General features: G+C 27.1%; 24 protein-coding genes. 19 read left to right on the top strand and 5 right to left on the bottom strand.

Features of this window, described 5'->3' with window-relative positions:
• Positions 1–115: 115 nt before the first annotated feature.
• Positions 116–697: a rubrerythrin gene (gene rbr / locus ACN6I1_RS13370; RefSeq protein WP_021431612.1), complete on the bottom strand. Its 582-nt coding sequence runs from the start codon at positions 695–697 to the stop codon at positions 116–118.
• A 191-nt stretch (positions 698–888) separates the two neighbouring features.
• Here rbr and ACN6I1_RS13365 point away from each other — a divergent pair, with 191 nt between their 5' ends.
• From ACN6I1_RS13365 to ACN6I1_RS13300, 14 genes are all read left to right on the top strand, one after another.
• Positions 889–1,257 (top strand): hypothetical protein, encoded by a 369-nt coding sequence (locus tag ACN6I1_RS13365; RefSeq protein ID WP_419742201.1) that lies wholly within the window; start codon positions 889–891, stop codon positions 1,255–1,257.
• Positions 1,258–1,314: 57 nt separating this feature from the next.
• The gene (locus tag ACN6I1_RS13360) at positions 1,315–1,446 is read left to right on the top strand and encodes a hypothetical protein (RefSeq protein WP_419742200.1); all 132 of its coding nucleotides are present in this window, start codon (positions 1,315–1,317) and stop codon (positions 1,444–1,446) included.
• Positions 1,447–1,643: 197 nt separating this feature from the next.
• A complete protein-coding gene (gene purE / locus ACN6I1_RS13355) occupies positions 1,644–2,120 on the top strand; it encodes a 5-(carboxyamino)imidazole ribonucleotide mutase (RefSeq protein WP_419742199.1) in 477 nt (158 codons plus the stop codon).
• Positions 2,121–2,125: 5 nt separating this feature from the next.
• Positions 2,126–2,821, top strand: coding sequence for a phosphoribosylaminoimidazolesuccinocarboxamide synthase (purC, locus tag ACN6I1_RS13350; protein ID WP_220796254.1), 696 nt, complete (start codon positions 2,126–2,128; stop codon positions 2,819–2,821).
• 16 nt (positions 2,822–2,837) lie between these two features.
• Complete coding sequence (gene purF / locus ACN6I1_RS13345) at positions 2,838–4,208, top strand: amidophosphoribosyltransferase (protein WP_419742198.1); 1,371 nt, start codon at positions 2,838–2,840, stop codon at positions 4,206–4,208.
• Positions 4,202–5,230: a phosphoribosylformylglycinamidine cyclo-ligase gene (purM, locus tag ACN6I1_RS13340; RefSeq protein WP_419742197.1), complete on the top strand. Its 1,029-nt coding sequence runs from the start codon at positions 4,202–4,204 to the stop codon at positions 5,228–5,230. The genes purF and purM overlap by 7 nt, the downstream gene beginning before the upstream one ends.
• On the top strand, positions 5,224–5,817 hold the full coding sequence (purN, locus tag ACN6I1_RS13335) for a phosphoribosylglycinamide formyltransferase (protein WP_419742196.1): 594 nt from the start codon (positions 5,224–5,226) through the stop codon (positions 5,815–5,817). The genes purM and purN overlap by 7 nt, the downstream gene beginning before the upstream one ends.
• Positions 5,810–7,342: a bifunctional phosphoribosylaminoimidazolecarboxamide formyltransferase/IMP cyclohydrolase gene (purH, locus tag ACN6I1_RS13330; RefSeq protein ID WP_419742195.1), complete on the top strand. Its 1,533-nt coding sequence runs from the start codon at positions 5,810–5,812 to the stop codon at positions 7,340–7,342. Before purN ends, purH begins: the two co-directional genes overlap by 8 nt.
• A gap of 11 nt (positions 7,343–7,353) precedes the next feature.
• Entirely contained in the window at positions 7,354–8,613 is a 1,260-nt protein-coding gene (purD, locus tag ACN6I1_RS13325) for a phosphoribosylamine--glycine ligase (protein WP_419742194.1), read from the top strand.
• Positions 8,614–8,758: 145 nt separating this feature from the next.
• Positions 8,759–12,580: a phosphoribosylformylglycinamidine synthase gene (locus ACN6I1_RS13320; protein WP_419742193.1), complete on the top strand. Its 3,822-nt coding sequence runs from the start codon at positions 8,759–8,761 to the stop codon at positions 12,578–12,580.
• A gap of 300 nt (positions 12,581–12,880) precedes the next feature.
• Positions 12,881–13,732 (top strand): hypothetical protein, encoded by an 852-nt coding sequence (locus ACN6I1_RS13315; RefSeq protein ID WP_419742192.1) that lies wholly within the window; start codon positions 12,881–12,883, stop codon positions 13,730–13,732.
• A gap of 17 nt (positions 13,733–13,749) precedes the next feature.
• Entirely contained in the window at positions 13,750–14,988 is a 1,239-nt protein-coding gene (locus ACN6I1_RS13310) for a glycosyltransferase family 4 protein (RefSeq protein WP_419742191.1), read from the top strand.
• 245 nt (positions 14,989–15,233) lie between these two features.
• On the top strand, positions 15,234–16,073 hold the full coding sequence (locus ACN6I1_RS13305) for an Mrp/NBP35 family ATP-binding protein (RefSeq protein ID WP_419742190.1): 840 nt from the start codon (positions 15,234–15,236) through the stop codon (positions 16,071–16,073).
• Positions 16,074–16,265: 192 nt separating this feature from the next.
• Complete coding sequence (locus tag ACN6I1_RS13300) at positions 16,266–16,628, top strand: C-GCAxxG-C-C family (seleno)protein (protein WP_419742189.1); 363 nt, start codon at positions 16,266–16,268, stop codon at positions 16,626–16,628.
• Between the two features lie 30 nt (positions 16,629–16,658).
• On the opposite strand, the gene ACN6I1_RS13295 is transcribed toward ACN6I1_RS13300, so the two are convergent.
• Complete coding sequence (locus ACN6I1_RS13295) at positions 16,659–17,792, bottom strand: AI-2E family transporter (protein WP_419742188.1); 1,134 nt, start codon at positions 17,790–17,792, stop codon at positions 16,659–16,661.
• 149 nt (positions 17,793–17,941) lie between these two features.
• Between ACN6I1_RS13295 and ACN6I1_RS13290 the strand changes: the two genes are divergently transcribed.
• Positions 17,942–18,865, top strand: coding sequence for an ROK family protein (locus tag ACN6I1_RS13290; protein WP_419742187.1), 924 nt, complete (start codon positions 17,942–17,944; stop codon positions 18,863–18,865).
• A gap of 105 nt (positions 18,866–18,970) precedes the next feature.
• Positions 18,971–19,141 (top strand): hypothetical protein, encoded by a 171-nt coding sequence (locus ACN6I1_RS13285; RefSeq protein ID WP_021428360.1) that lies wholly within the window; start codon positions 18,971–18,973, stop codon positions 19,139–19,141.
• Between the two features lie 58 nt (positions 19,142–19,199).
• Here ACN6I1_RS13285 and ACN6I1_RS13280 read toward each other — a convergent pair whose 3' ends face one another.
• The gene (locus ACN6I1_RS13280; RefSeq protein WP_142729632.1) at positions 19,200–19,472 is read right to left on the bottom strand and encodes a hypothetical protein; all 273 of its coding nucleotides are present in this window, start codon (positions 19,470–19,472) and stop codon (positions 19,200–19,202) included.
• Positions 19,473–19,700: 228 nt separating this feature from the next.
• Here ACN6I1_RS13280 and ACN6I1_RS13275 point away from each other — a divergent pair, with 228 nt between their 5' ends.
• Positions 19,701–21,302, top strand: coding sequence for a diguanylate cyclase (locus ACN6I1_RS13275; protein ID WP_419742186.1), 1,602 nt, complete (start codon positions 19,701–19,703; stop codon positions 21,300–21,302).
• A 76-nt stretch (positions 21,303–21,378) separates the two neighbouring features.
• Entirely contained in the window at positions 21,379–21,642 is a 264-nt protein-coding gene (locus ACN6I1_RS13270) for a hypothetical protein (protein ID WP_035117623.1), read from the top strand.
• Between the two features lie 213 nt (positions 21,643–21,855).
• Here the strand turns inward: ACN6I1_RS13270 and ACN6I1_RS13265 are convergent, their stop codons facing one another.
• Positions 21,856–22,434, bottom strand: a complete 579-nt coding sequence (locus ACN6I1_RS13265) for a beta-class carbonic anhydrase (RefSeq protein WP_419742185.1) — start codon at positions 22,432–22,434, stop codon at positions 21,856–21,858.
• A gap of 210 nt (positions 22,435–22,644) precedes the next feature.
• Here ACN6I1_RS13265 and ACN6I1_RS13260 point away from each other — a divergent pair, with 210 nt between their 5' ends.
• Positions 22,645–24,555 (top strand): FUSC family protein, encoded by a 1,911-nt coding sequence (locus ACN6I1_RS13260; RefSeq protein ID WP_419742184.1) that lies wholly within the window; start codon positions 22,645–22,647, stop codon positions 24,553–24,555.
• Between the two features lie 57 nt (positions 24,556–24,612).
• Here ACN6I1_RS13260 and ACN6I1_RS13255 read toward each other — a convergent pair whose 3' ends face one another.
• Positions 24,613–25,059, bottom strand: a complete 447-nt coding sequence (locus ACN6I1_RS13255) for a MarR family winged helix-turn-helix transcriptional regulator (RefSeq protein WP_021431635.1) — start codon at positions 25,057–25,059, stop codon at positions 24,613–24,615.
• Positions 25,060–25,170 lie beyond the last annotated feature (111 nt).

The raw sequence follows: 25,170 nt of genomic DNA, 5'->3' as shown, positions 1-25,170 counted from the left end.
ATGCTGATATTAATTTTAAAATTAATATCAGCATTTTTATTTTAAATATAATAAAAAAAGGTTAAATACATATACACATATGTACTTAACCCTTTTTTATACTTAGCTGTAGATTTTAGAAGTTCTCAGCTTTTATTTCATAATATCCTTGAGGATGTTTACATGCTGGACATACTTGAGGAGCTTCAGTTCCTACATGAACATATCCACATACTGTACATACCCATTCATGAACTTCTGGTTTTTCAAATACTATATTTTCTTCTATATTTTTAGCTAATCTTAAGAATCTATCTCTATGATGAGCTTCAATTGAATGTATATGAGTAAATGAAGATGCTATTTCTTCAAAACCTTCTTCTCTAGCTTCTTCGGCAAATTTTAAATACATTGTATCTTCTTCATCTTCGCCTTTTGCAGCACCTTTTAGATTTTCTAAAGTAGAGCCCATTCCAACACCATAAGAACCTGTTACTTGAACATCATTTCCAGTAAAATCATTTAATAAATATCTAAAGAATATCTTAGCATGCATTTCTTCGTTATGAGCAGTTTCATCAAATATATCACCTATTTGAACATATCCTTCTTTTCTAGCTATTTTAGCGTAAAATTGATATTTATTTTTTGCTTGAGATTCTCCAGCAAAAGCATTCATTAAATTTTGTGCAGTTTTAGTTCCTTTTAAAGATTTCATCTTTAATTCATCTCCTAAGTATAAAATTTATTTTTAATTATAGTAAATAAATACCACTTTAATTTATCTTAAAACAAAATAATTATTTTTCATATAAAGTTGTAATTTTACAAATTAATAGAATTTTGAATGAAATTCATAAATATGTAAATCATATTAGATAGTAAATTTTGTAAGATGGAGGGCTAAAGATGAAACTATATGGAGTTTTGATAACTAGTATATTTATATCAGGTTTTTTAATAATTGGGTATGCTAGTACTTCAGATAAAAACTTAAATTCAGTTGAAAAAAGTGCAAAAGAAGTAGTATATGAAAATAAAGAAAGTAAAGCTAAAAAATTAACAGAAAAAGAAGCTGTTGATTTAGTTAAAAAATATATGAAAGAAAAAAATATGTATATACCTAATTTTGTAGAAGTGGATAGCAAATCTAAAGATATATATACAATACATGCATATGATGTTATTACAAATGAAGAAGAAAGTCATGTTGCTACAAGTGGATGGTTTGAGGTTAATATTAATACAGGTAAAATAAAAGATATAATGAATGAGTAGCGGTTTTGAATGACTAATAGTACAATTAAAATATAAACTTAACTAGGAAGTGATATTTTGGAAAGTATTAAAAAGAAATCTATAACATTTTGGTTTATTGATTTAGTTTATGCTATTGTGTTTGGATTGATAATAGGCGCTGACTTAGGGTTTGATGTAACTAAAAAATTAAATAAGTATTTCGGATAATTTAATTATTAAAAGAAGGGGCAATCTAGAAATGGATTGCCTCTTTTTTATGCTTCAAATAAAAATACGAACAAAAACAAAAATAAGGTTGATAATATACGTATAATAGTATATTATTTAAATATAAAGTTCGTTATATATAACGTATATTCAAAAAAACAAAAAAATATATATACGTAAAAATAGGGAGGATTATGATGAAAATAGCAGTAGTTATGGGTTCAAAGTCAGATTATCCAAAGTTAGAAAAAGGAATAGAGCTTTTAGAAATGTTCGGAATAAAAGTTGTAGCAAGAGCACTATCAGCACATAGAACGCCTAAGCAATTAACAACTTTCTTAAGCGAAATTGAAAATGATACAGATGTAATAATAGCAGCTGCAGGAAAAGCAGCACATTTACCAGGAGTAATAGCATCACATACTTTAATACCTGTAGTAGGATTACCAATAAAGTCATCTACAATGGATGGTTTAGATTCTCTTCTTTCAATAGTTCAAATGCCACAAGGTATACCAGTAGCTACTGTAACTATAGATTCAGGAATAAATGCAGCATTAATGGCAGCACAAATAATGAGTATAAAATATCCAAATATAAAAGAACAATTGAAAAGTTATAGAGAGCAAATGGAACAAAAAGTATTAGACGATGATAAAAACTTAAGGGGGTAATTGAAATGTTATTATACGAAGGAAAAGCAAAACAAATATTTAGTACAGAAAATGAAAATGAGTATTTAGTTTATTATAAAGATGACGCGACAGCTTTTAATGGAGAAAAGAAAGCTTCAATAGACTCAAAAGGAATTTTAAATAACAAAATTTGTACAGTTATGTTTGAGATGTTAGAAAAAGAAGGTATAAGTACACATTTCATAAAAGGTGTATCAGATAGAGAGATGATAGTTAAAAAGGTTGAAATATTACCACTTGAAGTAATTGTAAGAAATATAACTGCTGGATCATTTTGTAAGAGATATGGAATAGAAGAAGGTATTGTGTTAGATGAACCTATATTTGAACTATCTTACAAAAATGATGATTATGGAGATCCGATGCTAAATGACGATCATGCAGTTGCTATGAAACTTGCTACTAGAGAAGAAATAGCATTTTTAAAACAAGAAACTTTAAAAATAAATGAGATAATGAAGAGATTTTTCTTAAAGTTAAACTTTAAGTTAGTTGATTTTAAACTAGAGTTTGGGAAAGATGAAAATGGAAATATAATACTAGCAGATGAAATATCACCAGATACTTGTAGATTATGGGATGTAGATACAAATGAAAAGTTTGATAAAGATAGATTTAGAAGAGATTTAGGTGATTTGGTTGAAGGATATACAGAGGTTTTAGCTAGGATAGAAAATTAATCGGGGGGATGTTTAAATGTGCGGTGTAGTAGGAATATACTCAGATAGAGATATATCTAAAGAATTGTATTATGCATTATACTCGATACAGCATAGAGGACAAGAGAGCTGTGGAATATCTGTTTTAAATGATGGGCAAATAAATCACAAAAAAGACATGGGTCTTGTGGGTGATGTTTTTAAATCGAGTGAGTTAGAAAAACTAAAAGGAAATATAGGAATAGGGCACGTAAGATATTCAACTGCAGGAGGTAGTAGCTTAGACAATTGCCAACCACTTGTAGGAAGATGTAGAAAGAGACAATTATCAATAGCTCACAATGGAAACCTTGTTAATGCAAATTATCTAAGAAATATGTTAGAAGAAGAAGGATATATGCTTCAATCAGATTCGGACACAGAAGCTATTCTTTGTATATTGGCTAGATACTATAAAGGTGATATAGTTGAAAGCTTAAAAATAACAATGGACTATATAAAAGGTGCATATTCATTAGTTGTATCAAGTAGTGAAAATGAACTTGTAGCAGTTAGAGATCCACAAGGATTTAGACCATTATTATTAGGAAAAAAAGATGATATGTATATAGTAGCATCAGAAGATTGTGCAATAAATATTTTAGGTGGAGAAGTTATTAGAGATATTGAACCTGGAGAGATAGTAGTTATAAAAGATAATAAATTAAGTTCTTATCATTATAGAGAAAACTACAAGCCTATTAAATCAAGTTGTATATTTGAACACATATATTTTGCAAGAAATGATGCAACTATAGATAATGTAAATGTATATGAGTTTAGAGTTAAGTGTGGAGAAATTTTAGCTAAAGATGAAAAAATAAAAGCTGATATAGTAGTACCCGTTCCAGATTCAGGATGGGCTGGCGCAATAGGATATTCAAATGCCAGTGGAGTTAAACTTACAGAAGGATTAGTAAAAAATAGATATGTTGGAAGAACATTTATAAAGCCTACTCAAAAAGAACGAGAAATAGGAGTTAAAATAAAATTAAATCCTTTAAGTAATGTGGTAAAAGGTAAATCAATAGTTTTAGTAGATGACTCTGTAGTAAGAGGAACAACATCTAAGCAAATTGTTAAATCATTAAAAGATGCAGGAGCAAAAGAAATTCATTTAAGAATAACTTCACCACAAGTAACACATTCATGTTACTACGGTATAGATACTCCGCATAGATCTAATTTAATAGCATCTAAAAATAATTTGGATCAGATAAGAGATTATATAGGTTGCGATACACTAAAGTTTTTAAGTATAGAAGGAACTTTAGAAGCAGCGGAAGATAAAACAACTTTCTGCAAAGCATGTTTTGATGGAAAATATCCTGTTGAAAAAATTGATGAGGGGGAACTAATATCATGTTAACATATAGAGCTTCAGGTGTAGATATAGATGAGGGAAATAGAGCTGTAAATCTTATAAAAGATAAGATAAAAGGAACATATGATAAAAATGTTATAGGAGATTTAGGAAACTTTAGTGGGTTATATAGTTTAAAAGATTTTATAAATATGGATGAACCTGTTTTACTATCTTCTACAGATGGAGTTGGAACAAAATTAAAACTAGCTCAAATGATGGATATTCACAATACTGTAGGTATAGATTTAGTAGCAATGTGTGTAAATGACCTTATATGCCAAGGAGCTAAGCCATTGTTTTTCTTAGATTATATAGCTACTGGAAAATTAATTCCTGAGAAAATAGATGATATAGTATCTGGAATAGTTGAAGGATGTAAGATGGCAGAATGTGCTCTTATCGGAGGAGAGACAGCCGAGATGCCTGGTATGTACTCAGAAGATGATTATGATTTAGCAGGTTTTTCAGTAGGAATAGCAGATAAATCTAAAATAATAAGTGGTCAAGATGTTAACTCTGGAGATACATTAATAGGAATATCATCAAGCGGAATACACAGTAATGGATATTCATTTATAAGAAAAATATTTCTAGAAGAATATAAGTATGAACTAACTGATTATATAGAAGAATTAGAAATGACTTTAGGAGAGGCGCTTCTTATTCCGACAAAGATATACGTGAAACTTGTTATGGATTTAATAAAAAAATACGAGTTAAAAGCTATAGCACACATAACAGGTGGAGGTGTTATAGAAAATATCCCTAGAGTTATACCAAATGGATTAGGTATAGATATAGAAAAAAATTCTTGGGAAAAACCAGCTATATTTAAAATGATAGAAAAGTTTAATGCAATAGATGAAGTTGAGCTTCATAAAAGTTTCAATATGGGTATAGGACTTGCAATAGTAGTAGATTCAGATAAAGCAGAGGAAATAGTTAGCTATTTAAATGAAAGTGAAAAACAAGCATATATAATTGGAAAAGTTGTAGATACCCATGAAGGAGTAAAGCTATGCTAAACATTGCTGTTTTAATATCTGGAGGAGGAAGCAATTTACAAAGTATTATAGATGGATGTGAAAGTGGATATATAAATGGAATGGTTAAATTAGTTATCTCTAATAAGGATAATGTTTATGGATTAGAAAGAGCAACAAAACACAATATCAAAACTTTTGTAGAAAAAGAAGATGAAAAAATAATAGATTTACTAAATAAAGAAAATATTGATTTAGTTGTTTTAGCAGGGTATTTAAAAATTATAAGTCCTAAGTTTGTAGAATCTTTCAGAAATAAAATAATAAATATACACCCATCATTAATTCCTGCATTTTGTGGAGAAGGATATTATGGTAAGAAAGTTCATGAATCTGTAATAAGTTATGGTGCAAAGTTAAGTGGAGCTACTGTGCATTTTGTAGATGAGGGAGCAGATACAGGTCCAATAATAATGCAAAAAAGTGTAGAGGTTAAGGTTGATGATACCCCACAGAGTTTATCTGAGAGGGTACTAGCAGTGGAGCACGAGATACTTAAAGAAAGTGTAAGACTATATTGTGATAATAAGTTAACTGTAAATGGAAGGGGAGTAATTGTAAATGACTAAAAGAGCATTAATAAGTGTAACGGATAAAAGTGGTGTAGTAGAGTTTGCAAGAAGCTTAAATGAATTAGGGTATGAAGTAATATCAACAGGAAATACATTTAAAACTCTGAAAGAAGAAGGGTTAAAAGTTATACAAATAGATGAAGTTACAAACTTTCCTGAGATATTGGATGGAAGAGTTAAAACATTAAATCCATATATACATGGAGGAATATTATACAAAAGAGATAATGAAAAACATGTTAATACAGTTAAGGAGCATAAAATAGGAGCAATAGATTTAGTAGTAGTAAATTTATATGATTTTGAAGGAAATTTAAAAGATAACAAACCTCATGATGTAATGATAGAGAATATAGATATAGGTGGACCATCTATGATACGTTCAGCAGCTAAAAATTATAAAGATGTTTTAATAGTAGTTGATACAAAAGACTACGATTCTATAATAGAAAGTTTAAAAGCTGGAGAAGTATCATTAGAAGATAGAAAAAAACTAGCATATAAAGCATTTTCAACAACTGCTAGATATGATGCATTAATATCAAACTATTTCAGAGAACAATTAGGAGATAAGTTCCCTGAAAGTCTAACAATGACATTTCAGAAAGAAGATACTCTAAGATACGGAGAAAATCCTCATCAAGGAGCAGTATTATATAAACAGTCTAATGCAAAAAATCCAATATTAAATTATGAACAGTTAAATGGTAAAGAACTTTCTTTTAATAACATAAATGACCTACATGGATGTTTAGAAATAATGAGAGAGTTTAAAGACAGTGAACAAGTAGCTTGCGTAGCTATAAAGCATACAAACCCATGTGGAGTAGCAGTAGCTAAAAATAGCTTTGAGGCTTACACAAAATGTTATGAGGCAGACAAAGTATCTATATTTGGGGGAATTGTAGGATTTACATCTGTAGTAGATGTAGAAACAGCTAAAAAATTAAATGAAATATTTTTAGAAATAGTAGTAGCTTATGATTTCACAAAAGAAGCACTTGAAGTTTTAACTCAAAAGAAAAACTTAAGAGTATTAAAATTATCAAATATAGAAAATAGTCTTCAAGGATTTGACCTTAAATACTTAGATGGCAAATTACTAGTTCAGGATAGAGATGAAAAATTAGCTAATGAATACAACTGTGTTACAAATGAGATAGCAGATGAACAAATATTAAAAGATATGGAATTTGGAATGAAGATAGTTAAAAACATGAAGTCTAATGCAATAGCTATAGTAAAAGATGGACAGACACTAGCTCTTGGATGCGGTCAAACTTCAAGAATATGGGCATTAAAAAATGCTTTAGAAAATAACCAAGATAAAAACTTTGAAGGCGCAGTATTAGCATCAGATGCATTTTTCCCATTTGATGACTGTGTGAAGTTAGCTAATGATTATAAAATAAAATCTATAGTTCAGCCTGGAGGATCTATAAAGGACCAAGATTCAATAGATGCTTGTAATGAAAATGATATGGTTATGGTGTTTACAGGAATAAGACACTTTAAACACTAGGAGGTAAATACATGAAGGTTTTAGTTGTAGGATCAGGTGGAAGAGAGCATGCGATTTGCTATAGTTTGTTAAAAGGAAAAAAGGTTGATGAGATTTACTGCGCTCCTGGTAATTCAGGAATAAGTGAAATAGCTCAGTGTTTAAATATAAAAGATAATGATATTGATAATTTATATAAATTTGCTAAAGAAAATAAAATTGATTTAACTATAGTTGGACCAGAAGTTCCATTAGTAGATGGAATAGTAGATAAGTTTGAAAAAGAAAATTTAAGGATATTTGGACCGAATAAAAAGTGCTCAATGTTAGAAGGTAGTAAAGCTTTTTCAAAAGAGTTTATGATCAAACATGATATTCCAACTGCAAAATTTAAAGAATACATGGACTTAGATGAAGCTATAAATGAAATTGATTCATTTGGATATCCGGTAGTTATAAAAGCTGATGGTTTAGCGGCAGGTAAAGGTGTTGTAATAGCCAAGGATAAAGAAGAAGGTATAAAAGCTTTAAAAGAAATGATGAGTGACAAGAAATTTGGGAGCGCTGGAGAAAAAATAGTTATTGAAGAGTTTTTAAAAGGAATAGAAACATCTATACTAGCGTTTGTTGACAGTAATACTATAGTACCTATGGAAAGTGCTAAAGATCATAAAAAAGTTTATAACAATGAAGAAGGACCTAACACAGGAGGAATGGGTACATTTTCTCCAAGTAATATATACGATGAGCAATTATCTCATATAGTAAAAAAAGAAGTTTTAGACAAAACATTAAAAGGGTTTAAAGATGATAACTTAAACTATAAAGGTATTTTATTTATAGGACTAATGATAACAGATGATGGACCAAAGGTATTAGAATATAATGTTAGATTTGGCGATCCTGAAACACAATCAGTACTTTTAAGATTGGAAACAGATTTAATTGAAATAATAGAAGCTATTTTAGAAAATAAACTAAATGAAATTCGCATAAAGTATGATGAAAAAAATGCAGTATGTGTGATGTTAACATCAGGTGGTTATCCTGAAAGTTACGAAAAAGGTAAGGTTATAACAGGCCTTGATAAAGTGGATGAAGATATAGTTATATTCCATAGTGGAACTAAAATAATAAATAATAAACTAGTTACTAATGGTGGTCGAGTTATAGGAATTAGCGCAAAAGGAAACTCACTTGAAGAAGCTAGTAAAAAAGTTTATGAAAACATAGAAAAGATAAAATTTGAAGGCATGCATTACAGAACTGACATTGGAGTATTATCAAATTAGTATAAATATACTTATAAACTGGAGTTAGCGAAGTTGTGTAAATACTTGTTGACGAAACACTTACGTACAAAGTACGTCGTGTGAAGGAAACAAGTATTTACACAACGAGCGCTCAATCAGTAAATAAAAATTATGGGGGTATACTATGACTACTAGTAATAGTTTGAAATCTACTGTAAAAAGAATATTAGTTGAGAAAAAACAAGGATTTGACTTAGAAGCAAAACATCTAAAATGTGAAATCGAGGAGAGTTTGCATATAGATGGAATAAAAAGTCTAAGACTTTTAAATAGATATGATATAGAAGGAATAGAAGAATCAGTATATGAAAAAGCAGTTAGAAACATATTCTCTGAGCCTAATACAGATAATGTATATCAAGAGGAAGTAAACATAAATACAGATGATAAAGTATTTGCAATAGAATATTTACCAGGACAATATGATCAAAGAGCTGATTGGGCAGCTCAATGTATTCAAATTATAAATGAAGGTGAAAGACCTATAATAAATACTTCAAAGCTAGTAATAATCAGTGGAGATATAACAGATAAAGATCTTAAACAAATAAAATCATATTGCATAAACCAAGTAGATAGTAGAGAAGCTGACTTAGAAAAACCTGAAACATTAAAAATACAAACTGAAATACCTACAAGTGTAGAAACTATAGATAAATTTATAAGCTTAAGTGATGAAGATTTAATGGAATTTATGGATTCTATAGGACTTGCTATGACATTTGAAGATTTAAAGCATGTGCAAATGTATTTTAAAAATATAGAAAAAAGAAATCCAACTATAACTGAAATAAAGGTATTAGATACTTATTGGTCAGATCACTGTAGACATACTACATTCATGACTAAAATAGAGGATGTAGTTATAGAAGAAGGCAAGTACACTGATGTTGTAAAAGAAGCATATGATATGTACTTACAATCAAGGGATTATGTATATGGAAAAACAGATAGAGATATTTGTTTAATGGATATAGCAACAATTGCTATGAAGGAATTAAGAAAATGTGGCAAATTAGAAGACTTAGATGTAAGTGAAGAGATAAATGCTTGTAGTATAAATGTTGATGTTGATATAGATGGTAAAAAAGAAGAATATTTAGTAATGTTTAAAAATGAAACACACAACCATCCTACAGAAATTGAACCTTTTGGAGGAGCGGCTACTTGTTTAGGAGGAGCTATAAGAGATCCTTTATCAGGTAGAAGTTATGTTTATCAAGCTATGAGAGTAAGTGGAAGTGCAGATCCAAGAACATCATTAAAAGATACATTGTCAGGAAAGTTAATGCAAAAGAAAATAACTACAGAAGCAGCTAATGGGTATAGCTCTTATGGAAATCAAATTGGACTTACAACAGGTCAAGTAGCAGAAATTTATGATGAGAATTTCGTAGCTAAAAGAATGGAAATAGGGGCTGTAATTGCAGCATCGCCAAAAGAAAATGTAATAAGAGAAACTCCTCAAAATGGAGACGCTGTAATATTATTAGGTGGAAAAACTGGAAGAGATGGATGCGGAGGAGCTACAGGATCATCAAAAGAACACAGTGAAAAATCTTTACAAACATGTAGTGCAGAAGTTCAAAAAGGTGATGCACCAAATGAAAGAAAAATACAAAGATTTTTTAGAAACAAAGAAGTTGCACAAATGATAAAAAGATGTAATGACTTTGGAGCTGGTGGAGTTTGTGTAGCAATTGGAGAGATAGCAGAAAGCATAGATATAAACTTAGATCTAGTACCTAAAAAATATGATGGATTAGATGGGACAGAGTTAGCTATATCTGAGTCTCAAGAGCGTATGGCTGTAGCAATAAAAAAAGAAAATATAGATAAGTTTATAGAAATGGCTATAGAGGAAAACTTAGAAGCTACTCATGTTGGGAATGTAAGTGATAGCGGCAGAGTTAGAATGTATTGGAATGGAACAGCTATAGTAGACATGTCTAGAGACTTTATAGAAACGAATGGAGTAAAACAAAAAATAAATATAAAAGTAAGAAATGTTGAGAATATGTCTTTATATAAAGCAGAAGAAAATTTAGAAATAGCAATAAGTAGTGAATGTAGATTAAAGGATAAATTTATAAATAATATTACTGATTTAAATGTTTGCTCACAAAAAGGTCTTGTTGAGAAATTTGATAATACTATAGGAGCAAATACTGTGTTGATGCCATTTGGAGGTAAGTATCAAGCTACTCCAGCTCAAGGTATGGTTGCCAAAATACCTGTTTTAAATGGAGAGACTAATACATCTACAATAATGACATATGGATATAACCCGAAGATCGGAAAAGAAAGTCCATTCCATGGTGCGCTTTATGCAGTTGTAGAATCTGTGTGTAAAGTTGTGGCTATTGGGGGTAACTTTAGCACTATAAGACTTACTCTACAAGAATATTTTGAAAAACTGGGGATAAGTGAATATAAGTGGGGGAAACCATTTTCAGCATTGCTTGGCGCATATTACGCTCAAAACAAATTACAAATACCTGCAATAGGTGGAAAAGACAGCATGTCAGGAACTTTTAAAGACATAGATGTACCTCCAACACTAGTTTCATTTGCTGTTGATACTGTGGATGCAAAACAAGTGTTATCCCCAGAATTTAAAAAATCAGGTTCAACAGTAATAATGTTATTAACAAATGTGTTGGAAAATAAAGTTATAGACTTTGAAGAATTAAAGAAAAATCTTTCAAAAATAACAGAGCTTATAGAAAATAAAAAAGTACTTTCTGCATATTCAGTAGGTTATGGAGGGGTAAGTGAAGCTATAAGTAAAATGACCTTTGGAAATAAGGTTGGATTTAAATTTAATAATGAAAATAATATAAATGATCAGTTGTTATTTAATTCATCTTATGGAAATATGATTCTTGAATTAAAAGGAAATGATATAGATATAAACGAGTTATTGAAAGAGTTGGATGGATACAATTATCAAATATTAGGAAACACTATAGAAGAAAAAAATATAATCATAGAAGATGAAAGCATAGATATAGATTATTTATATGATAAGTATAACGGTGTTTTAGAAAGTATATTCCCTGTTAAAACTGAAGAAATAAAAGAAAAAATAGAAACTATAAACTTTTTAAGCACTGAAGAAAGAAGAAATAGTGTTATAAGCTTAGCTAAACCAAAAGTATTTATACCAGCTTTCCCTGGAACTAATTGTGAATATGATTCAGCAAGAGCATTTGAAAAAGCAGGAGCCAAAACATCAGTTAAAGTATTTAAAAATTTAACTTATAAAGATATAGAAAGCTCTATAGATACTATGGTAGAAGAAATTAAATCATCTCAAATAATAATGTTACCAGGTGGATTCAGTGCAGGAGATGAGCCAGATGGATCAGGTAAATTTATTGCAACTGTATTTAGAAATCCTAAAATTGCTGAAGCTATAAATGAATTTTTAAACAATCAGGATGGATTAATGTTAGGTATATGTAATGGGTTCCAAGCTCTTATAAAATTAGGATTAGTGCCTTATGGAGAAATAAGAGATATAAATGAAAGCTGCCCAACTCTAACTTATAATAAGATAGGAAGACACCAAGCTAAAATGGTTAATACAAGAATTGCATCTAATAAATCTCCTTGGTTGTATGATACAGAAGTTGGTGACATTCACAGTATAGCAATCTCACACGGTGAAGGAAGATTTGTAGCCAGTGAAGATGTAATGAGAAAATTAATACAAAATGGACAAATTGCAACTCAGTATGTAGATTTTGAAGGAAAAGCAACTTATGATATAGAGTTTAATCCAAATGGATCAACATATGCAGTTGAAGGTATAACAAGTTTAGATGGAAGAGTATTTGGGAAAATGGGGCATTCAGAAAGAGTTGGAGACCAAGTTGTTAAAAACATCATAGGTGAAAAAGATCAAAAGATTTTTGAAAGTGGAGTTAAATATTTTAAATAAAAATATATAAGGTATCTCAAAGTAAACATTATAGTACTTATTTTGAGGTATCTTTTTTCGTTTAAATAAATGATTTTTACTAAAATGATGTTGAATGAATATGCTATGTTCTGAATGTAAAGAAGTGTCTAAAAAATATATAGAGGGAATTTATCGATTAATGGAGAATAAACTTAAGTAAAGTAAGATATTTGGGTATTAGTGTATATACATATATAAAGTGAAATTTTTATATAATTTTCGACAAGTTTTTCAAAATTAATATGGTAATATATATATGCCATACGCGGAGGGTATGATATGGAAATAAAGGTTTGTGACACTTTATGCTATCAAGGAAGTGCAAAATACAATGAAGATATAATAGGATTTAATCCATTTGGAGCGTGGGTTTTAGATGGAGCTACTGGGCTAAATAATAAAAACCTAATTTCATGTAAAAGCGATGCAAATTGGTATGTAAACTGGTGGAATAATTACTTACACAAAAACATACATAATGAAATGACTTTAAAAGAATTGATGTTTAGTGGAGTTAAATTGATAAGCGATGAATATTATAAAAAAGTTGATAAGAATGATATTGAGAGGTTAGATACTCCATCTAGTTCTATTGCAGTTATAAAATTTTATAATAATAAACTAGAGTATTTTTTACTTGGAGATTGTACATTTTATTTTAAATTAGGAAATGAAAACTCTGTAATAAAAGATAGAACTTTATGTGTTTTAGATAAATTGGTTTACGATGAAATGGAAAAACTACCTAATTTAGACAGGCTTACATTTGAAGAAATAAAAAATAGTGTGATGAGTACAATAATAAGCAATAGATTGAAAAAAAATACAAAAGATGGATATTGGATATTAGATTTTGATGAAAATGCTATAGACAACGCTATAAATGGATTTATAGATATAAATGATAATATAAAAATAATGCTTACAAGTGATGGGTTTTCATGTATTAGTGATAGATATAAAACCATAGACGAGGAAAACTTAATAAATGAGGTGGAAAAATATGGAGCAAGAGAAATTTACTCTAAACTCAGAAATATAGAATCAGAAGATTTTTCAACAACTAGATTTCCAAGATTTAAAGTAAATGATGATTCTTCTTGTATATATTTAGATATAGATTTTAGGTGACAATTGAAGGGAGAACTATGAAAATACTACATATAATAACACAAAAACCAAATAGCACAGGTAGTGGTATTTACATGAGTGGAATGATAAAAGGGTTTAAAAAGATGGGATATAATCAAGGGGTAATAGCAGGAATAGATGCTGATGACCCAAAAGAATGCTTTGGGGAAGATATAAAATTTTACCCTGTAACTTATAATACAAAAGAGGTCCCTTTTAACGTTGTAGGGATGAGTGATGTCATGCCATATAATAGTACTTTATACAAAAATATGAGCGAAGATATGGTATTTAAATTAAAGGATGCATTTAAAAAAAGGATAGACGAAGCTATTAAAGATATAAAACCTGATTTAGTAATATGTCATCATTTATATTTAATAACTGCATTTGTAAGGGAAATTATAAAGGATATACCTGTAGTAGGAATTTGCCATGGAACATGTTTAAAGCAATTTCAAAGCAATGAATTAAAAAGTAGTTATATAAAAAAAAATATATGTAACTTAGATATGATATTTTCGTTGCACAATGAGCAAAAGAAAGAGATTGAAGATATATTTAATCTAAGTGAGGATAAAGTATGTACTCTTGGAAGTGGATATGATGAAAATATATTTTTTGATAAAGAAATAGATAATGATATTATCAATATTACTTTTGCAGGTAAAATTTGCAGATTAAAAGGCATGGAGTCTTTAATAAAATCACTAAATTATATAAGTTATAAAAAAGATATTATAAAAATAAATATAGTTGGGGATGGAAGTAATGAGAAAGAATTTAATTCTATTAAAAAGCTTAGTGAAGAAAGTAAATTTGATATAAAGTTTTTAGGAAAAGTAAAACAAAATGAATTAGCAGAAATACTTAGAAAAACTCATATATTTATGCTCCCATCATTTTTTGAAGGGTTACCTTTAGTAGTTATAGAAGCTTTAGCAAGTGGGTGTAATGTTATAACTACTGATATACCGGGGGTTAGTGAATGGATTGGAGAATATATAAACACATCAGGTAAAATTAAATATATAAATTTACCTGAAATGCGAAAAATTGCTGAACCTTTTGAAGATGAACTTCCTGAATTTGAGAAGAATTTGGGTATTGAAATAGATAAAATGATAAAGAACATACTTGAATTTAACTTTAGAAACAAACATTTAAATATGGAAGACAAAACATGGACTGGTCTATGCTTAAGATTAGAAAATGCAATATCGAACAAATGGGGCATAGCAAAAAACAAAAATTAGAATTATCTTAAATGTTTATTGTGTAACAATTTATTTTATATTAGTTAATAACAATATTAAAATATAAAGTTTAGAAAAATTAAATATAAAATATAAAAATCTGAAAAGGAAAAATATAAAAATTTAAAATTTGTATTTTTCCTTTTTGTGTATAAGGAATGCTTTATAATTGGCATTTGACAATAAATGAAAATATAAGTAAAATTAAATTAGCAAATGCCAATTATATGTAAGGGGATGAAATTATGTCAATGTGCAAAACATGTCCATCTAATAACGGATGTACAAAAGACAAAAACAATTGTGGAGTTAAAAATAATAATTTGAATAATGTGAAAAAAATTATTGGGGTTATGAGTGGAAAAGGAGGTGTAGGGAAGTCTTCTATTTCTGCTATTATAGCAAAACAGCTAAACCGATTAGGATATAAAGTAGGGATTTTAGATGCAGATATAACAGGGCCTAGTATCCCTAGACTTCTTGGAGTTAGTGAAAAAAAAGCAACTATGACAGAAGAAATGATTTTACCAGTTAACACAAATGACGGTATAAAAGTTATGTCGTTAAATTTTCTTATGGAAAATGAAGGTGATCCTGTTATATGGAGAGGACCTATGATTTCAGGGGTTGTTGAACAATTTTGGAAAGATGTTCTTTGGGGAGAACTTGATTATCTAGTAATTGATATGCCGCCAGGGACAGGAGATGTTGCTTTAACTGTAATGAACTCAATTCCTATAAGCGGAGTAGTTATGGTTTCGGTACCACAAAATCTTGTTTCGATGATAGTTTCAAAAGCTGTAAATATGGCTAGGAAAATGGACATTAATATACTAGGGGTTATTGAAAATATGAGTTATATAACGTGTCCTGACTGTGATAAAAAAATAAGATTATTCAATGGAGAAAATACTGATAAGTTCTTGGAAGAAATGAATTTAAAATTATTAGCAGAATTGCCTATGATAAATAGCATAAGTAATATAAGTGATGGAAATACAGTAGACGAAGAAAAAAATCTTAAATTAGTGTTTGAGCCTATAGTAAACAAGATAATAGCTGAGTTGGAAAATATTCAAAAGTAGCAATCCAAGAGAGTTTAGGACAGACAATTTATCTAAAATATGGTAAAATTATTATTCGGATAATAAACTATTAATGTGATATTATCACATATAATTTATTAAAAATAGGGTAATATTATTTAATGAAAAGTTAAGTTGAAAAGATAATAATATAGATTATTTGAATAATATAGGAAATTGGAGGATAATAAAATGACAAAACCATCAGAATACCATAAACAAGGATATACATGTGCAGAGGCCATAATAAAGTCATATAATGAAGAACATAACACTGATATTCCAGTTGCACTAGGAAGTGGAATGGGAACAGGAGTTACTGTGGGAAGTTTATGTGGAGCTGTAAATGCAGCTGTATTAGTATTAGGATATATAAAGGGAAGAGAAGATAGCTCTCAAACAAACGATGCTAGAGCGTATTCAAGAGAATTAATGAATAGAGTTAGAGATAAATATAATAGTGAGATATGCTTAGATTTAAAGAAAAATAAAGTTAGTTGTTCAGAAATAATAGATTTTTCATATGATGCATTAAAAGAAATTTTATCAGCTTAAAAAAAGATGACATTTAGTCATCTTTTTTTATTATATATTAATATTTTTTTCTTGTATCCTTTTATTTACATATCTAGATAATAGAGTATAAATTACACTAAAAAGAGGAACTCCTATTAAAATACCTAAAACACCAAACATAGAAGAACCTACAAAGATAGGAACTAATATCCAAAACGATGATAGCCCTATAGAGTTACCTACGACAAATGGGTATATTAAGTTACCTTCAATTTGCTGAATTACAAGCATCATTATTAAATAATATAATGCCGTTATAGGTTTAACCATAAATATAATAAAAACTGAAAGTGCAGTTCCTATAAATGTTCCGAATATAGGTATTAAAGCGGCTATCGCAACTATAGTACTAACAAGTAATGCATAAGGCATACTAAATATAGTCATACCTATGAAGCATAAAATACCTAATATAGCACCATCCATACATTGTCCCGCTATAAATTTAGAGAATTTAAATTCTACTAAATGAGATATTTCTACTAACTTATTTGCATATTTTTCATTTAAAAAAGCGAAAGTAAATTTTTTACACTGAAGTAAAAGCTTCTCTTTACTTAAAAGTATATAAATTGCAATTATAAAGCCTATAACAAAATTAGTTATAGCAGATGTAACTCCTACAGTAAATCCTAAAATATTTGATATAAAATAGTTTGCAAATTTAATTACAAAACTCGAAATCTTATCCAACCCAGATAAAATATTAGCATGAATACTACTTGGAATATTTATATGGGAAAAATAGTTTGTAGCATAAGATTCTAATGAATCTATATACTGAGGAACTGCACTTATTAAACTAGAAGTACTTTTACCTAATTGAGGAATTACAAAGTTTACAAATGAATTTATTAATATAAATAAAATAAGCAAAGTAATTAAAAGAGACAGTGCTCTAGCTAATGTTTTCGGATTTTTCAACTTTGTCTTTTTTAAATAGGGTTTTATAATTTTCTTTTCGAAAAACTTCATAGGTATATTTATTAAAAATGCTATCGCTATACCTATTATAAAAGGTTTTAATATAGAAATTAGTTGAAGAAACATATTCCCAACAGACTTTATATTTAAAAGTAAAAAAGATAAAATTATTATATAAGTTGATAGTAAAATTTGATTTTTGAATTTGAGATTTTTCATAAAATTACAACTCCTTTCATAAATTTATAATTATACAATCAGTATACAGTATAAAAGTAGTTTTTAAAAACCATATTACATATATTGGGAAAAAAATATGATAAAATTAATTATATAAAAAGAATTATTTTAATTGGGAGGTGATACAGTTGAACACTTATTTAGGTATAGATATTGGAGGAACTTCTATAAAATATGGAGTTTATGATAAATATGGAAATGAAGTGAAAAAAGGTAAAAATAAAATAAAAACACCTAAGTATGACATGTCAAAGTTTATAAAATCAATAAAGTTAATAATGGATGAATGTGGGCCTGTAGATGGAGTAGGTCTTAGTGTACCAGGATGTGTAAATCCTAATAGTGGGTATATACAAGATGGAGGATCTATACGGATTTTAGATAAAATAAATATAAAATATATTTTAGAAAAAGAGTTAGGTAAAACAGTAGAAGTAGAGAATGATGCAAATTGTGCGCTATTAGCTGAAAAATGGGTTGGAAATGCAGCTGAATGTAAGAATTTCGTATGTATTACATTAGGAACTGGAATAGGTGGAGCTTTGTATATAAATAATGGGTTAGTAAGTGGAAATAATTACTTCTCAGGAGAATTTGGATACATGATTTTAGACAATATACATGAGAAATATAGGTTGAAAACTTTGAATAAAACAAGTTCAACTGTATCATTTGTAAGAGAAATAGCTAATAAAAAGGGAGTAAATTCTAAAAGTTTAGACGGAGTTTCTGTATTTGATATGATTCAAAATAAGGATAATGAAGTTTTAGAATTATATAAAATTTGGATAAGAAGAGTAGCGATTTGCATTTACAATGTGGGGTTTATAGTTGATCCAGAAAAAATTCTTATTGGTGGAGGGATAAGCAATCAACCTATTTTTATAGACGATTTAAAATCAGAGATGAAAAGACTTTCTATAGAACTTATAAAAGAAACTGGTAAAATTGAAAATTTATATAAAAAATGGAATATTGGACCTTGTAAGTTTTTTAATGATTCAGGGCAGATAGGAGCTATATATAATTATATAGTTAGAAATGAGTTTTAAAAAATATACATTTATGTTAATTTTACTTATTATGTATAAATAACCACACTTATAACAATAATGGTAGATAGAGTTAAATTTGTTGAGGAAAGGGTGTTTATTTAGATGGAAATTTTAAAAACTAGAAAGTTAAAAGAATCAGTTTTTTGTAGTAACTGTGAAAAAGAAAGAAAGCATACTATAGTAACATACCAAAATATCAATGAAAATAACGAAGAGAGCATAGTTGAAATGAGAAGATGTAAAGCTTGTGGAAAAGAGCAGTCACTAATGTAATTTATTACTTAAATGTATATAGCCAAAAAAAGACTATCTATTAAGATAGTCTTTTTTTTTATTCGATACATCTAAAATTTATATGCGTATAGCCCTCAAATGCAGGTTGGGATTGAATTTCAGTTATTATACATTTTTTAATTTCACCATCTAATAGTAAATCAACACTAAGGTCATTATTATCTTCTGCAAATCTTAAAAAAGGAGTTTTAGGTATTTGAATAGGGATGTCTTGGTCAAGATTAGGACCATAAATCAATCCTAAAATGTAACCAGATTTTCTTAGCTTTTTATTGTTTTGACTTAAATCTCTTTTAAATACTTCTAACATAAATTTCCCCCTAAAAATTTTTTATAGCTTAAAAACTATATTAAATAATATTTAAAATAAATTTAATATATTCGTAAATTTACAAATATAGCATAAATTAATAAGATATAATAATATATGTAAACTTTAAAATAATAAAGTTATGTGGAATAATAAAGATATATACTATAGATATAAAATTTTTATATAAATAAAAATGAATTAAATAAAGGGTCTATGGGGTGATTTATGAATTTTAAAATTAAGAAAAATTATATAATGGTATTTGCATTTGTAGTAATTTTATTAGTTTTTGTAATGAAAATAAATAATTTAAATAATTTTAAACAGGAAGAAAAAATAAAAATTCAAGAGGCAAATGCTCTTATACAAAAAGGAGAATATGATCTAGCAGAAAAAAAATTAGAACAAATTGAAAAAAATAAAAAAATATTTAATAGATTAGATAAATCAGATAAATTTGATTTATACAATTACTTAGGAATTATAAATACATTTCAGAGGGAAACTGTAAGTGCGATACTTATGTATGAAGAAGCTGAAAAATATGTAAGCAAAGAAAATAAGTATAAGGTTGAGATAAATTCATCTATAGCATATAGACATATGGGAGAGTATATAAAAAGTACTGAATCACTTATAAAAATAATAAATTCATTTAATAAAAATAAAACTGAAAATGCTAGAATAAAGACTTATGCATTACTAAATTTAGCAGAAATTTATTTTCAAGTTGGAAGTATGAATGAATATAATTTAATTTTATCTAAAATTGAACCATTTATTGATTACTTGCCTAAATCTCATAAAGATGATTTGTTAATAATGTATTATTCAGATTTGATAATAAAAGAATTAAACAAAAATAACTTTAGTAAGATTGATTTTTACTTTAAGAAAATAGATAAATTAGAAAAAGAAAATACAGTTATTAGATATACTGAAAGTAAAATGTTAAAAACTAGAGCATATGCATTGTACTTTAAGAAAACTAGAGATATTGATAAGACTATTGAATACTTTGAGCAATTAGAGGAGTATGGTAAAAAAGAAGGGGATATATATACATGTCAATTTTCTATAAAAGAAAGAATCGAGATTTATAAAAAATTAAAACAACATAAGGAATATGATAAATTAGTACAAAAGTTTTATAAAAATGAATTAGATACGTCAAAGATAAATAATAAACAATATGAGTTTCATTTGAACAATAAGATTAAAGAAGAAGAAGATATAAGTATTATGAGAAGCACTAGTATGTTAATAATTTTTAGTAATTTATTTTTAATTGGAATTATTGTTTTAGTATATAAAAAAATGAAAAAATCTAAATATGAATCTATGAAAGACCCATTGTGTAATGTGTATAATAGACGATATTTAGAACTATGCAAAAAAAATGTGAAAAATAAAGATCTTCCAATATCGATCTTGATGATAGATGTAGACTATTTTAAATTATATAATGATAATTATGGGCACCAGTATGGAGATGAAGTCTTAAAATCTATAGCTGAAGTATTGAAAAGCAGTTGTAGAAAAAGCGATATGATATTTAGATATGGAGGAGAAGAATTTTGTATCGTTCTTAAAAATACTATAAAAAAAGAATCTATGTTTTTTGCAGAAAGAATACTTAAAAACATTTCAGATAAAAAGATAAAACATGAATATTCAAAAGCAGGCAGTTATATTAGTCTAAGTATAGGTATTTCAACAATATATTCAAATAAAGATATAAGAAATGCTATAAATTTAGCAGATAAAGCATTATATATATCAAAGGAAAATGGTAGAGGTAAATGTACGCATATAGAAGATATATAATTAAAATAATAAAGTGATATTAATAGCTTTTAATAAATATAATTTATTAAAAGCTTTATTTAATATGGAGGTATATATGAGGATAGTTTCAAAGCCTGCAAAATCAAAAAGAGCAAGTATGAGTAATATACCTAATACTTTTGCATTTACATTTATTAGAAATTGGCTTTCAGACAAACAATATGAAAAAGAAAGAGAAGAGTACTTTATAGGAAATTTGTCATCACAAGAGGTGAGTTTAGCTATGAAGGAAATCAAGTGGCTTTCAAGAAACTTTAAAGATTTAGATATAATAAGTGTTGAAGATAGTAGTGGAAACATAACTCAAGTAATACTTTAAAAAAAGAAGACACCTAAAAGATGTCTTCTTTTTTTCTTATATAGAAAGACCTATATAAGATATTTTTAACAAACAAATAAAATAAAACAAAGTCAGGAGTATGATATTTTATATATCACACAATGTTCATGTATTAAAAATATAATGAACACTTTTATTATATTCCTAATGTTAAAATTTGTAAATGGTAAAAAATCTAATAATCTGATATACCTATTTGTTTTTATAACCGTCTACAACTATAGATAGTTCACCTGTACTAGGAGACATAACTAAACCATGAACTATCATATCTTTAGGTGTTAAAGGATGCTTTTTAACCATTTTAACACTATCTATTATAGAGTCTTCTACAGACTCGAATCCATGAAGCCATTTTTTTACGTCAATTCCTGAGTTAGAAAGAGTATTTATTGTTTCAATTGATACACCCTTATTTATAATTTTATTTATAAGATTTTCTGTATTTAGATTACACATACCACAGCCTTCGTGACCAACTATAAGAACTTCATCGACTTCAAATTCGTAAATAGCAACTATAATACTTCTCATTATACTTCCAAAAGGATGTAAAACAGTAGCACCTGCATTTTTTATTATTTTAGCATCTCCATTTTTTAAGTTCAAAGCTTTTGGAAGTAAATCTGTAAGTCTTGTATCCATACAAGATAATATAACTATTTTTTTATCAGGGTCTTTAGATGTTTCATATTTTTCATACTCTTTATTTTGAATAAAAGCTCTGTTAAAATCTAATATTTTATCTAATTTTCTATTTTCTATACTCATATTCATATACTCCCTTGTTAACTAGATTTATTTTTACTAATTTTATAGCATATAAAATAGTTTTACAAGTAAGAAAGTAATATATACTTATTATTGTGCAAATAATTTAGAATGATTATTACGCACAATGGGTATAAATGAATATAAATTCAAAAACACATAAAATAGGTAATATTTTATAAAAATTTAAAATATAGGATGGAATTTAAGATGAAAAAACAATTAATGAATATAGCTGTATTTTTAATAGCTATAATATCAATAATGTCATTTTATATGTTTGGTAAGGATAATATACTAATTGGTATTGGTTCGATTACTATAGCTATAACTATGCTTCGTGAAAATCACACAAATAATATACCTCGTACATTTTTAAAATTGAGTTTAGCACAGATAATTATAGGGTGCTGTGCTTATATTGCAAATTACAGCTCAATTTATGCAGTAATTACTACATTTATATTAAGCTTTTCAGTTTATTATATAGGAAGTAGTGAAATAAGGGGATCTAAAAGTAATGCTTTTATGATGCTCTATGTGTTATTGCTTTATGCACCTGTATCTATAGAACAAATGCCAAAAAGAATATTAGCATTAGTATTCTCAGCAGCTGTTATATTATTTTTATACTTTGTTTTTACTAGATATAATTTTAAGAAAATTACAGATAAAAAACTTAATGAAACAATACATTTAATAAAAACTCAGTTAAATTTAATTAAAGAAAATGAATGCATAGAAAATGAAAATAAAAGAGTAAATATTTTATTAAAAAATTTAGAATTAGATTTATATGACTCTATAGAAAAATCAAACAAAATAAAAAAAAGTATATACAACAAACAAATTATTGTTATTTTATTAAAGAAAATAAATACAGGTTTAAATTACATAAAAAGTAATAGTTATAGTGAGGATTTATTTAGTAATTTAAATTATGTTTTGGAAGATATAAATTTATATGTTTCCGGTAATTTGAATTTAGATGAATTAAAAAACAATTTTTGCAAATATGATGAATCAATAGATATAAAAAATATGGACGAAAATATAGATAAATACAATTATTATAGCTTAAGAATAGCTATTAAAGAACTATACAATTGTTTAGATAATGAACAAAAGATAGAAATTATAGCTAAAAAAATAAATATAAGAAAAAAATTAAAAAATAATATCAATATAATAACCAATAATTTTAGTATGGATTCTTTAAGATTTAATTTAGCTATAAAAGCTTCAATATTAATATCTATAGCAGTTTTTATAGTAGATTATTTTAATATATATGAAGGAAAATGGGTAGTTTATACACTGGCAGTTGTATTGCTTCCATACGCAGAAGAAAGTACAAAAAAATCTATAGATAGAGCAATAGGAACTATTTTAGGAGCTATAGTACTTGGAATAATATATAAATTAATTAATGGAAATTCGACATTAATGATACTCATATTTATGATATCACTATATTTAAATATATCTATTAAAAAATACAATATAAGATGTATATTTATAACTATGACAGCTATAACAGCAGTTAAGTTGATTTATCCAAATACAACAATTTTTACTCTATTAGAATACAGAGTAATATTAATATTGTTTGCATCTATGTCTGCTGTAGTTATAACAAATTTAGTATTTCCGTATAAAATTAATAATGATATGAAAAGTACAATAAATAGTTACATAAATTTTAATAAAGAAATATGTAAACTTATATCTTCAGAAGGCATAGGTGATATAGATATTGAAAAAATAATTGTTAAAAATAATGATTACTGGATGAGACTTAATTTTATAAATAATAAGCTAAAAGAAGAAAATATCGAGGAAATTTTAAAAAAACAAAATGATTTTTTCACAAATATAAGTTTCTCTATACTTTTAAGTGGAGGAATAGAAAGTGAAGTTAAATTAGTAAATAAACTATATACAGAAATTAAAGAAACTACATATAAAGATCAGAGTTTATATGAATTTTATAAAGTATTTTTTAATTCAAGAAAAAGCGATTTAGAAAAAGCAATAATGATAAGTTTATATAGAATATATCTAGATATGAAAGAAATTAGTTCTTTAGGAGATTTAGTTATTAAAGATAAAAAACAATAAATTTATATATATCACAAAAATAATAGATAGAGGTTAGCTCTATCTATTACTTTTTAACTATAAATTTTCATTTGCATCTTTGAAGTTTTTGCTCATTTTTTTTAATAATCGTAAAAATTCTTCTTTTTCTTCATTAGTAAAATCTTTATATGCAGTTTCTTTTACTTGAGAAGAAATTAAATCAAAGCGGTCTTTTATACTTAATGCTTTTTCAGTTAAGCTTATATAAGTTACTCTTTTATCTATTAAACATTTATCTTTTTTTACATATCCTAAAATGATTAATTTATTTACCAATGATGTAACTGTAGATTTATCTTTTCCTATTTTTTTTGAAATTTCTTTCATTGTTAGCTGTCCATTACTTTCATAAAGTGCAGTTAATATATTTCCGTGAGTAGGAATTAAGTCATTTAAATTATTAAGTTTCAAATTTTTATCTATAAATTTAATCATATTATCTTTAGTACGACTTATAAAATATATGATGTACTTATCTTTCAAAATCTCACCTCCAAATTAAGTTGAGTTTATATTTATTTATTATAATACAAAGTTTAGTGGGTATACAAATCTATAAGCGATTATGATTTGTAAAAACAGGGAATATATATA

Origin of the sequence: Paraclostridium dentum, from assembly GCF_048568265.1 — a bacterium.
Lineage (GTDB): Bacteria > Bacillota > Clostridia > Peptostreptococcales > Peptostreptococcaceae > Paraclostridium > Paraclostridium dentum.
This window is presented reverse-complemented; position numbering and strand designations above follow the sequence as displayed.

Coding starts and splice junctions, on each gene's coding strand:
- rbr (WP_021431612.1), bottom strand. CDS start 697: ATGAAATCTTTAAAAGGAACTAAAACTGCACAAAATTTAATGAATGCT.
- ACN6I1_RS13365 (WP_419742201.1), top strand. CDS start 889: ATGAAACTATATGGAGTTTTGATAACTAGTATATTTATATCAGGTTTT.
- purE (WP_419742199.1), top strand. CDS start 1,644: ATGAAAATAGCAGTAGTTATGGGTTCAAAGTCAGATTATCCAAAGTTA.
- purC (WP_220796254.1), top strand. CDS start 2,126: ATGTTATTATACGAAGGAAAAGCAAAACAAATATTTAGTACAGAAAAT.
- purF (WP_419742198.1), top strand. CDS start 2,838: ATGTGCGGTGTAGTAGGAATATACTCAGATAGAGATATATCTAAAGAA.
- purM (WP_419742197.1), top strand. CDS start 4,202: ATGTTAACATATAGAGCTTCAGGTGTAGATATAGATGAGGGAAATAGA.
- purN (WP_419742196.1), top strand. CDS start 5,224: ATGCTAAACATTGCTGTTTTAATATCTGGAGGAGGAAGCAATTTACAA.
- purH (WP_419742195.1), top strand. CDS start 5,810: ATGACTAAAAGAGCATTAATAAGTGTAACGGATAAAAGTGGTGTAGTA.
- purD (WP_419742194.1), top strand. CDS start 7,354: ATGAAGGTTTTAGTTGTAGGATCAGGTGGAAGAGAGCATGCGATTTGC.
- ACN6I1_RS13320 (WP_419742193.1), top strand. CDS start 8,759: ATGACTACTAGTAATAGTTTGAAATCTACTGTAAAAAGAATATTAGTT.
- ACN6I1_RS13315 (WP_419742192.1), top strand. CDS start 12,881: ATGGAAATAAAGGTTTGTGACACTTTATGCTATCAAGGAAGTGCAAAA.
- ACN6I1_RS13310 (WP_419742191.1), top strand. CDS start 13,750: ATGAAAATACTACATATAATAACACAAAAACCAAATAGCACAGGTAGT.
- ACN6I1_RS13305 (WP_419742190.1), top strand. CDS start 15,234: ATGTCAATGTGCAAAACATGTCCATCTAATAACGGATGTACAAAAGAC.
- ACN6I1_RS13300 (WP_419742189.1), top strand. CDS start 16,266: ATGACAAAACCATCAGAATACCATAAACAAGGATATACATGTGCAGAG.
- ACN6I1_RS13295 (WP_419742188.1), bottom strand. CDS start 17,792: ATGAAAAATCTCAAATTCAAAAATCAAATTTTACTATCAACTTATATA.
- ACN6I1_RS13285 (WP_021428360.1), top strand. CDS start 18,971: ATGGAAATTTTAAAAACTAGAAAGTTAAAAGAATCAGTTTTTTGTAGT.
- ACN6I1_RS13280 (WP_142729632.1), bottom strand. CDS start 19,472: ATGTTAGAAGTATTTAAAAGAGATTTAAGTCAAAACAATAAAAAGCTA.
- ACN6I1_RS13275 (WP_419742186.1), top strand. CDS start 19,701: ATGAATTTTAAAATTAAGAAAAATTATATAATGGTATTTGCATTTGTA.
- ACN6I1_RS13270 (WP_035117623.1), top strand. CDS start 21,379: ATGAGGATAGTTTCAAAGCCTGCAAAATCAAAAAGAGCAAGTATGAGT.
- ACN6I1_RS13265 (WP_419742185.1), bottom strand. CDS start 22,434: ATGAGTATAGAAAATAGAAAATTAGATAAAATATTAGATTTTAACAGA.
- ACN6I1_RS13260 (WP_419742184.1), top strand. CDS start 22,645: ATGAAAAAACAATTAATGAATATAGCTGTATTTTTAATAGCTATAATA.